The sequence below is a fragment of the Agrococcus baldri genome (genome assembly GCA_900114805.1).
Taxonomy (GTDB): domain Bacteria; phylum Actinomycetota; class Actinomycetes; order Actinomycetales; family Microbacteriaceae; genus Agrococcus; species Agrococcus baldri.
Genome location: FOZN01000006.1, coordinates 1 through 9863 on the forward strand (window position 1 = coordinate 1; position 9863 = coordinate 9863).

Sequence of the window (9863 nt, forward strand, 5' to 3'; positions counted from 1 at the left end):
GGACCCTGACGATCGAGCATACGGGCGCGCTCGTGCCAATCGAGACCGTCGGGCGGCTCGCGTGCGACTCGACCATCCACCACGCAGTCGTCAACGGCGTCGACCAGGTGCTCAACCTGGGCCGCACCGAGCGGCTGTTCAACCGCGCCCAGCGGCGCGCGCTGGCCGCCCGCGACAAGGGCTGCCGGGTGCCCGGCTGCGGCATGCCCGCGTCCTGGTGCGAGGCGCACCACATCAACCCCTGGGACGACGGCGGCCCGACGGACATCGACTGGGGCATTCTCGTCTGCGTCTACCACCACCACGAGATCCACGCCGGCCGCCTCCGCATCGAAGCCGCAGGCCCAGAACCCGGCACCTGGCGCATCATCCCCCAGCTGCGCCCCGCAGACCGCTACGCACGCACCAGCCGCCTGGGCGCACCACGCGAGCCCGTCGTGAGCGAGAGCGCACGCGCGGCGATCGCGTCGATCGGGATCACCGGCATCACCGGCACCACCGTCAGTGGAGCCACCACCGGCACCACCGGCACCGGCGCCGGCAGCGACAGCACCGGCAGTCTTGCAGCCGCCGCGCCACCTGCTCTCGCGGTGCGAATCCCAGCCGCCACAGCGGCGACCCGGCCTCCCGTCGCAGAGCGGCCTCGGGCGACCCGCCGGCCGCACCGCCGATCGCGCGAACGGGCGCGTGGTGTCGAGCCCCGCCTCCGCGCTCTGCTGGATCACCAGTTCGGACGAGCTGCGCGCGCCGCCGCAGTCGATCTGCATCCGCCGCCGCACATCGTGATGCGCACCTGAGCGACGCGAGCCCGCCGCGCCGGGCGCGCTCACGCACTCCTTCAGCTGCCGCTTGCGGCTCCCGGCCACACCCAGTCGGCGACCTCCGGGATGTCGGCGCCGTGCTCGCGCGTGTACGCCTTCGCGCGATCGCGCGCGTCGATGAACGAGCGTCGCGCCGCACCGTGCGACTCGGCGAGCCCTGCCCTGTCGATGACGTCGATCGCGAGCGTGTAGCGGTCGAGCTCGTTGAGCATGACCATGTCGAACGGAGTCGTCGTCGTGCCGCGCTCGAGGAAGCCGTGCACGTGCAACTGCTCGTGGCCGGCACGCTTGTACGTGAGTCGGTGGATGAGCCAGGGGTAGCCGTGATAGGCGAAGATCACCGGCTTGTCGAGCGTGAAGATGCGGTCGTACTCGGCATCCGGCAGCCCGTGCGGGTGCTGGTGCTCCTGCTGCAGGCGAGCGAGGTCGACGACGTTCACGACCCGCAGCGAGAGCTCCGGGATCGCTTCGCGCAGCAGCGATGCGGCCGCGAGCATCTCGAGCGTCGGCACGTCCCCTGCTGCCGCCAGCACCGCATCCGCCGGCCGATCTTCGGTCTCGGTGCCCGCCCACGGCAGGATGCCGAGCCCGCGCGTGCAGTGCTCGATCGCCTCCTCCATCGTCAGCCACTGCGGCTGCGGCTGCTTGCCCGCGACGATCACGTTGACGTACCCGGTCGAGCGGAGGCAGTGGTCGGCGGTCGACAGCAGCGTGTTCGCGTCGAAGGGCAGATAGACGCGCACCACGTCGGCGCTCTTGTTCAGCGCGACGTCGATGAAGCCCGGATCCTGGTGGCTGAAGCCGTTGTGGTCCTGACGCCAGACGTGGCTCGAGAGCAGGTAGTTGAGGCTCGCGACCGGCGCGCGCCACTCGATCTTGCGTGCGGACTCGAGCCACTTCGCGTGCTGATTGAACATCGAGTCGACGATGTGCACGAAGGCCTCGTAGGTGTTGAACAGCCCGTGGCGCCCAGTGAGCAGGTAGCCCTCGAGCAGGCCCTGGCACAGGTGCTCGCTCAGCACCTCGATGACGCGGCCGGTCGGCGCCAGGTGCTCGTCGACCGGTAGCGTCTCGGCGTTCCACTGCTTGTCGGTCGCCTCGTAGACGGCCGGCGCGAGGCGGTTGGATGCGGTCTCGTCGGGCCCGAAGATGCGGAACGTGTCGGGATTGTCGCGCAGCACGGACGCCAGCCACTCGCCCAGCACGGCGGTCGAGCCCGTGCTGTGCGCGCCGCGCTCGGACGGATCGACCTGCTGCGCGTCGGCGCGGAAGTCGGCCAGTGCCAGCGCACGCCGCAGCTCCCCGCCGTTGGCGACCGGAGCCGCGCTCATGCGCAGCTCGCCCGCCGGTGCGGCGCCGAGCACGTTCGGACGTGGGGCGCCCCGCTCGTCGAAGAGCTCCTCCGGGCGGTAGCTGCGCAGCCACTCCTCGAGCAGTCGCCGGTGCTCGTCGTTCTCGCGCACCTCCGCGAGCGGCACCTGATGCGCGCGCCAGGTGCCCTCGATGGCCTTGCCGTCCACCTCATCGGGGCAGGTCCAGCCCTTCGGGCTGCGCAGCACGATCATCGGCCAGGCGGGCCGCTGCTCGAGTGCGCCGGCCGCCGCATCCGACTTGATCTGCGCGATGCGGTCGAGCGCGTCGTCCAGCGCCTCGGCGAACCGGGCGTGCGAGACCATCGGGTCCTCGTCGTCGGCGCCCACCGAGACGACGATCGGCTCGTGCCCGTAGCCGCGCACGAGCGCGACGAGCTCTGCCTCGGGGATGCGCGCGAGCAGCGTCGGGTTCGCGATCTTCCAGCCGTTGAGATGCAGGATCGGCAGCACCACGCCGTCGGCGGCGGGGTTGAGCAGCTTGTTCGCGTGCCAGGAGCCGGCGAGCGGCCCGGTCTCCGCCTCACCGTCGCCGATCACGCACGCGACCAGCAGCTCGGGGTCGTCGAGCGCGGCGCCGTACGCGTGCGCGAGCGAGTAGCCGAGCTCGCCGCCCTCGTTGATCGAGCCGGGCGTCTCCGGTGCGGCGTGGCTGGGGATGCCGCCGGGGAAGGAGAACTGCCGGAACAGCCGCTGCATCCCCTGCTCGTCTTGCCCGATGTCGGGGAAGCGCTCGGTGTAGGTGCCCTCGAGCCACGCGCACGCGACGCCGCTCGGCCCGCCGTGGCCCGGACCCATGACGAACAGCGTTCGCTGCGCACGGTCGCGGATGGCGCGGTTCAGATGCCCGTAGACGAAGTTCAGCCCCGGTGTCGTGCCCCAGTGGCCGAGCAGGCGCCGCTTGATGTGCTCCGCCTCCAGCGGCTCGCGCAGCAGCGGGTTCTGCTGCAGGTAGATCTGGCCGATGCTCAGGTAGTTCGCCGCTCGCCACCAGGCGTCGACGTGCTCGAGCTCGGTCGTGCTCGCCGGTGCTGTCCGGCGCTGCCATGCGGTCTCGGTCATGCCTCCGAGCCTGTTGGAGGCGGTGGAAGCCGTCAAGGGCGGATGCGTCCTGACCGGCCGAAAGCAGGCTCGTCGGGAGCGCGGTGACGTCGAGGCGCTCGCAGTCGATGCGCTATGATTGTTGATCGTGCCCAGGCACGCCGCCTTAGCTCAGTCGGCAGAGCGATTCACTCGTAATGAATAGGTCGGGAGTTCGATTCTCCCAGGCGGCACCAGCACGATCGGCCCCGTTCCAGCGGGGCCTTCGTCGTGTCCGAGCCCGATAGCCTGCGGGCATGAGCGCGACGGCCGTCATCCGCCCGTTCGCCGAGCAGGACCGGGAAGCGCTGCTGGCACTGTTCGCCCGCGCCGGCGAGGGCGCGCCCGGCGGGGCACTGTGGGGGCACGTGCCCTCGGTGCGCGACATCTACCTCACCGACTACCTGGATCGCGAGCCGGGATCGGTGCTCGTCGCTGAGCTGGGCGGGCGGCTCGTCGGCTACCTCGCAGGCAGCCTCGACACCGCCTCCTTCCCGAACGAGGAGGAGCGACTGGTGCAGGCGATCCGGAGGCACCGCCTCTGGCTCCGGCCGCGCTTCGTCGTCTTCGCACTGCGCGGCCGGCTCGCGACGATCACCGCGCGGCTGCGAGGGGAGTCGGCCGATCTCGCGGAGCTCATCGACCCTCGCTGGCCGGCCCACCTGCACATCGACGTCGCCCCAGAGGCGCGCGGCACAGGCGCCGCCGATGAGCTCATGCGGGGCTGGCTCGCGCACCTCGACGCCGCCGGCGTGCCCGGCTGCTTCCTGCAGACGGTGGCCGAGAACACCCGAGCGGTGCGCTTCTTCGAGCGGATGGGGTTCCGCGCGCACGGCGCGCGGCCTCCGCTCCCGGGCCGGGTCGGGGGCAGGCGCATGCACCAGCTCACGATGGTCCACCCCGGCGCCGTCACGCCCCAGGCGCCCTGACCGTGGAGGTGCCGGAAGCGGCTCGTCACACGGACCATGCGAACCGGAAGCGATCGATGAGCTGCTCCTGCGACGCGTCGCCGTGGTGCTGGTGCTCGTGCCTGCGCACCGCGACGACGGCGTCCACGAGCGGCGAGCCGAGGATGCGCCGTGCGAGCTCGCTGCCCTCGAGCGCGGTGATCGCCTCCATGTGCACAGTCGCGAGCGCGACGATGCCCGCGGCCTCGCGCGCGGCGGCGCTGAGGTCACCGGGATCGCCGGCGGCCTCCGTGGGCATCGGCAGCGCATCTTCGACGCCACGGAGCGCGGCGCCCAGCATGGCCGCGCTGGCCAGGTAGCCGCTCGTCGACGGGTCGATGACCTTCACCTCCAGGTTCGCCGCCGCAGCGTCGCCGGCGATCAGCCGCACGGCGACCTCGCGGTTCTCGAGTCCCCATGCCGCAAACGCGCCGGCCCAGGTGCCGGGCAGCAGTCGCGCGCACGACAGGATCGATCCGGCGAGCGCCGCTTGGATCTCGTGCAGCGCTCCCACGATGCCGGCGATCGCGGCGCCGCCATCGCGGGTCAGCCCGTGCGGCCCGTCGCCGCCGGAGAGCAGGGGCGCCCCGTCGCGGGCGAGCGAGACGTGCTGGTGGGCGCCGTTGCCCACCGAGTCCGTGAGCGGCTTCGGTGAGAAGGAAGCGATGAGCCCGGTCGCGCGCGCCGCGCGCCCGATGATGAGGCGCGCGAGCACGAGGTCGTCGGCAGCGGCGACCGGGGTCCGCGGGGCGAGCGAGCACTCGAGCTGGTGCGGACCGAACTCGGCGTGCACGTGTTCGAGCGCCAGATCGACTTCGGCGGCGCGGGTGTAGACCTCGCGCACGAACGCCTCGAAGCGCACCACGCCCGCGAGCGAGTACGGCGCCCAGGTGTCCGGCGGGAGCGGCGAGCCGTCGGCATCGAAGAGCGTGAACTCCAGCTCATGACCGACGAGTGCCGTGATGCCGGCGCTCGCGAGCCGGTCCTCCGCCCGCCGCAGCGCCGAGCGCGTGCACTCGCCGAGCGGCTCGCCGGCCTGCGTCACCATGGTGGCCGGTCCCCAGGCGAGCCCGTCCGCGAAGATGCGCACCGCATCCGGGTCGAGGCGCAGCCGGTGGTCGCCGATCGTGCCCATCGCTGCGGTGAACGCGGTGCCGCGATCGCTCGCGAAGGCGTTCCAGGTGGGGGATGCGCCGAGCCCGGTGACGAACGCTTCGGCGCGAGCGACTGGCACCGTCTTGGCGAGGATGAGCCCCGCCGGGTTCCAGATGGTGCCTACCAGCATCGCTGCTCCGGCGTCGCGCAGCCGTGCTGCGAGCGCTTCCGTCATGGCCCAATGGTGCACCCGGCTCGGAGGTCGCACCAGCGCCGACCACGGCATCGCACGCAGTTCGCCGGCCGTGACCGCCGCGTACCCTGGGCGCATGAGCCGAGGCATCCTGATCGTCGACGTGCAGAACGACTTCACCGAGGGCGGCGCGCTCGGCACCGATGGCGGTGCGGCCGCAGCAGCCGCCATCACCGAACATCTGCGCAGCCACTCCTACGCACTCGTGGCGGCGAGCCGCGACTGGCACGATGCCGTGGGCGACAACGGCGGCCACTTCGCCACCGGCGTGCCCGACTTCGTCGGCACCTGGCCGGTGCACTGCGTCGCCGGCACCGAGGGCGCCGAGTACCACGCTGCGCTCGATCCGCTCGCGATCGACGTGCACATCAAGAAGGGGCAGGGTGAGCCCGCCTACTCGGCCTTCGAAGGGACGACCGACGACGGCGAGACGCTGGCCGAAGTGCTGGAGGAGCAGGACATCGACGAGCTCGACGTGGTCGGCATCGCGACCGACTACTGCGTCAAGGCGTCCGCCCTGGATGCGGCGCTCGCTGGCTTGAAGGTGCGCGTGATCGACGGGCTCACGAGCGCGGTGTCACCGGAGACTCGCGCCGCGGCGCTCGACGCGCTGCGCGACGCCGGTGTGGAGGTCGTGGCGACCGCCTGACCGGCGCGACGCCGGCGTGGAGGTCGGGGCGACCGCCTGGCCATGGCAAGTGTAGAATCACTACATGTAGCGTGTCTGCATTCCGCACGACCGCGAGCGGGTGTGGCTTTTATGTAGTCCAACTAACAGATAGGCTGGCTAAGTGTCATCGCGCAATCGCTCCCGCCACGGAGTTCCCACCTGGCTCCGCGTCGCCCTGCCCGTCGTCCTGATCCTCGGCTGGCTCGCCGCCGCCGGCCTCGGCGGCCCCACCTTCGGACAGCTCTCCACGGTCGTCTCCAACGACCAGACGAGCTTCCTGCCCGCCACCTCCGACGCCACCACGGTGCAGGACGCCCTGCCCGAGTTCCTCGGTGCAGACGAGGTGCCTGCGATCGTCGTGGTCGCCGGCGCCGACGACCTCGACGCATCCGCCCTCGAGTCCCTCGAGGCGCTGCAGCAGTCGATCGTCGACCTCGAAGGCGTCGTGGAGGCCTCGCCGCTCGTGCCCAGCGAAGACGGCCAGGCCGGCCAGATCGTCGTGCTGCTCGACAGCTCCGGCTCCTCGGAGAGCCTGGTCGAGCACGTCGAAGCGCTTCGCGAGGCCGTTGCGGATGCGGGTCTCGACGCGAGCCTGCAGGCCGCGGTCACCGGCCCGGCCGGCTTCACCGCCGACATCGTCGACGCCTTCGCGGGCATCGACGGGATCCTGCTGCTCGTGGCGCTCTCGGCGGTGCTGGTGATCCTGATCATCGTCTACCGCTCGCCGCTGCTGCCGCTGCTGGTGCTGTTCACCTCTGTTGCGGCGCTGTGCCTGGCGATCCTGGTCGTCTTCCAGCTCGCGAAGGCCGAGATCCTGACGCTCAGCGGGCAGACGCAAGGCATCCTCTTCATCCTGGTCGTCGGTGCGGCCACCGACTACGGCCTCCTGTACACGGCTCGCTTCCGGGAGGCGCTGGGCGAGACGCAGTCGCGCTGGGAGGCGACGCTGCGCGCGCTCAAGGGCTCCTTCGAGCCGATCCTCGCAGCCGGCGGCACCGTGATCGCGGGCCTGCTGTGCCTGCTGCTGAGCGACCTGGTCTCCAACCAGCAGCTCGGCCCGGTGGCCGCGATCGGCATCGTCACCTCGGTGCTCGCCGGCCTCACGCTGCTGCCCGCGCTGCTGCTGGCATTCGGGCGCGTCGCGTTCTGGCCAATCGCGCCGACGCCGGAGCGCCCGCGCGTGAAGCCCGACGGCAAGGGACTCTGGGGCTCGGTCTCGCGCCTGGTCGACCGCCGCGCGCGCACCGTCTGGATCGCCAGTGCGCTGCTGCTCGGCATCGGTGCCGTCGGCATCGTGCAGCTACAGGCCGAGGGCGTGCCCTCGAGCGACTTCGTCGTGGGCGAGTCGGAGGCCCGCGACGGGCAGGCGCTCCTCTCGGAGCACTACCCGGGCGGCTCCGGCGCGCCCACTCAGATCCTCGTGCCCGAGGCCGATCAGGACGAGGTGGCGGATGCGCTGGTCGAGCTCGAGGGCGTCGAGGGCGTCGCGGTCGTCAGTGAGGATTCGCCCGCGGGATCCATCCCGCTGCCGGTCGACCCTGCCTCGCCCTTCGCCGGCGCTGCGCCGACCGTCGTCGACGGCCGGGTGCTCGTGCAGGCCACGCTCGTCGACGCCCCCGACTCGCAGGAGGCGCAGCAGGTCGTGCGCGAGATGCGTGAGGCCGTCGCCGCCGTGTCGCCCGAAGCGGCCGTCGGCGGCACGACCGCGACCGCGATCGACACGAACGACGCATCCCTCCGCGACCGTGCGCTGATCATCCCGATCGTGCTCCTGGTGATCTCGCTCATCCTGATGGTGCTGCTGCGCTCGATCGTCGCCGCGGCGCTGCTGCTGGTCACGACCGTGCTGTCGTACGCCACGGCGCTCGGCGTCGGTGCGGTCATCCTCACCTGGCTGGGGATCCCGCAGATGGACCCCTCGGTGCCGCTGTTCTCGTTCGTGTTCCTGGTGGCGCTGGGTGTCGACTACAACATCTTCCTCATGACGCGCGTGCGCGAGGAGGTGAAGGAGCGCGGCCACCGAGAGGGTGTGCTGCGGGGCCTGCGGGTGACCGGTGGCGTCATCACCTCGGCGGGTGTCGTGCTGGCCGTCACGTTCGCGGCCCTCGGCGTCATCCCGGTGCTGTTCCTGCTGCAGCTCGCGATCATCGTCGCCCTCGGCGTGCTGATCGACACGACCCTCGTGCGCTCGCTGCTCGTGCCGGCGTTCGCGATCGACCTCGGGCCGAAGACCTGGTGGCCGTCGAAGCTGGCGCGGGAGCCGCGCACCTCGCGGTGGCGGAGCGAGGCGGGGGAGAGCGCAGCAGCGGTCGAGGACGAGTTCGCCGCGTCGAAGCCGCGCCGCTGAGCAAACGGCGCTCGTCGCGACGAGGAGCAGGGGCGGATGCCTCTGCCCCCTCGTGCGCGTGTGGCACGTACCGACGACTACCGTGAGAGGACTGATCCTTCCGAGCGTCCGGTCCCGTGGGGACCGTTTCGTATACGATGTGACCACCCCAACGAAGGAGTCTTCATGAGTGCGACCACCGAGGCGCAGGTGCTCGAGAGCGTGCACGGCAAGCTGTTCATCGGCGGCGAGTGGGTCGACGGAGAGCAGGGCACCATCGATGTCCGCGACCCCGCCACCGGCGAGGTCATCAAGCAGATCGCCAACGGCTCGGTCGAGGACGGCGTGCGCGCGCTCGACGCGGCGGTCGACGCGCAGGAGGCCTGGGGTCGCACGCCCGCCCGCGTGCGCGGCGAGATCCTGCGGAAGGCCTTCGACCTGCTGCAGGAGCGCAAGGAGGAGTTCGCGCTCCTGATGACGGTGGAGATGGGCAAGCCGCTCGCGGAGGCGCGCGGCGAGGTCGCCTACGGCGGCGAGTTCCTGCGCTGGTTCGCCGAGGAGGCCGTGCGCATCGACGGCCGCTACACGATGACCCCGGAGGGCACCGGCCAGATGATCGTCACGCACCGCCCGGTGGGGCCGTGCTTCCTGATCACCCCGTGGAACTTCCCGCTCGCGATGGCCACTCGCAAGCTCGGCCCCGCGCTCGCCGCGGGCTGCACCGCGGTCGTCAAGCCCGCCACGCTCACGCCGCTGACGACGCTCGCGCTCGTCGCGCTGCTCGAGGAGGCCGGGCTGCCCAAGGGCGTCGTCAACGTCATCACGACGAAGTCGACCGGTGCGCTCTCGGAGAAGCTGCTGGCCGACCCGCGCCTGCGCAAGGTCTCGTTCACCGGCTCGACGCCCGTGGGGGTGCAGCTGCTGAAGCAGGCCGCCGACAACGTGCTGAAGGCGTCGATGGAGCTCGGTGGCAACGCGCCGTTCGTGGTGTTCGAGGACGCCGACCTGGACAAGGCCGTCGAGGGCGCGCTGCTGGCGAAGTTCCGCAACATCGGCCAGGCCTGCACGGCCGCGAACCGCTTCATCGTGCACGAGTCGATCGCCGACGAGTTCGCGCAGCGGATCGGCGACGCGGTGAAGGCGATGAAGGTCGGCCGCGGCACCGAGGACGGCGTGACCATCGGCCCGCTGGTCGAGGACAAGGCGGTCGACAACGCCGTGCGCCTGGTGGACGCGGCCGTCGCCGACGGCGCGACGCTCGTCGCCGGAGGCAAGGCGATCGACGGCCCCGGCTCCTTCTT

At 71.5% G+C, this 9863-nt stretch carries 7 protein-coding genes and 1 tRNA gene; 6 read left to right on the forward strand and 2 right to left on the reverse strand.

Annotated elements, in window-relative coordinates:
• Positions 1 to 797, forward strand: a 797-nt coding sequence (locus BM288_RS14115) for an HNH endonuclease signature motif containing protein (RefSeq protein WP_143103120.1), incomplete at its 5' end; no start/stop codon positions are given.
• A gap of 41 nt (positions 798 to 838) precedes the next feature.
• Here the strand turns inward: BM288_RS14115 and BM288_RS14120 are convergent.
• Positions 839 to 3253, reverse strand: a complete 2415-nt coding sequence (locus BM288_RS14120; protein WP_092919883.1) for a phosphoketolase family protein — start codon at positions 3251 to 3253, stop codon at positions 839 to 841.
• A 139-nt stretch (positions 3254 to 3392) separates the two neighbouring features.
• Here BM288_RS14120 and BM288_RS14125 point away from each other — a divergent pair.
• Together BM288_RS14125 and BM288_RS14130 are read left to right on the forward strand one after the other, a co-directional pair.
• Positions 3393 to 3468 (forward strand) — tRNA-Thr (locus BM288_RS14125).
• A gap of 60 nt (positions 3469 to 3528) precedes the next feature.
• Positions 3529 to 4200 carry a GNAT family N-acetyltransferase gene (locus BM288_RS14130; RefSeq protein WP_092919885.1) on the forward strand — a complete coding sequence of 224 codons (672 nt, stop codon included), beginning with the start codon at positions 3529 to 3531 and terminating at the stop codon, positions 4198 to 4200.
• Positions 4201 to 4225: 25 nt separating this feature from the next.
• Here the strand turns inward: BM288_RS14130 and BM288_RS14135 are convergent, their stop codons facing one another.
• Complete coding sequence (locus BM288_RS14135) at positions 4226 to 5548, reverse strand: type I glutamate--ammonia ligase (RefSeq protein ID WP_092919887.1); 1323 nt, start codon at positions 5546 to 5548, stop codon at positions 4226 to 4228.
• A 94-nt stretch (positions 5549 to 5642) separates the two neighbouring features.
• Between BM288_RS14135 and BM288_RS14140 the strand changes: the two genes are divergently transcribed.
• From BM288_RS14140 to BM288_RS14150, 3 genes are all read left to right on the forward strand, one after another.
• Positions 5643 to 6215: an isochorismatase family protein gene (locus tag BM288_RS14140; protein ID WP_092919889.1), complete on the forward strand. Its 573-nt coding sequence runs from the start codon at positions 5643 to 5645 to the stop codon at positions 6213 to 6215.
• A gap of 142 nt (positions 6216 to 6357) precedes the next feature.
• Positions 6358 to 8583, forward strand: a complete 2226-nt coding sequence (locus BM288_RS14145; protein ID WP_092919891.1) for an MMPL family transporter — start codon at positions 6358 to 6360, stop codon at positions 8581 to 8583.
• Between the two features lie 165 nt (positions 8584 to 8748).
• On the forward strand, positions 8749 to 9863 hold a 1115-nt coding region (locus BM288_RS14150), incomplete at its 3' end, for an aldehyde dehydrogenase family protein (RefSeq protein ID WP_092919893.1).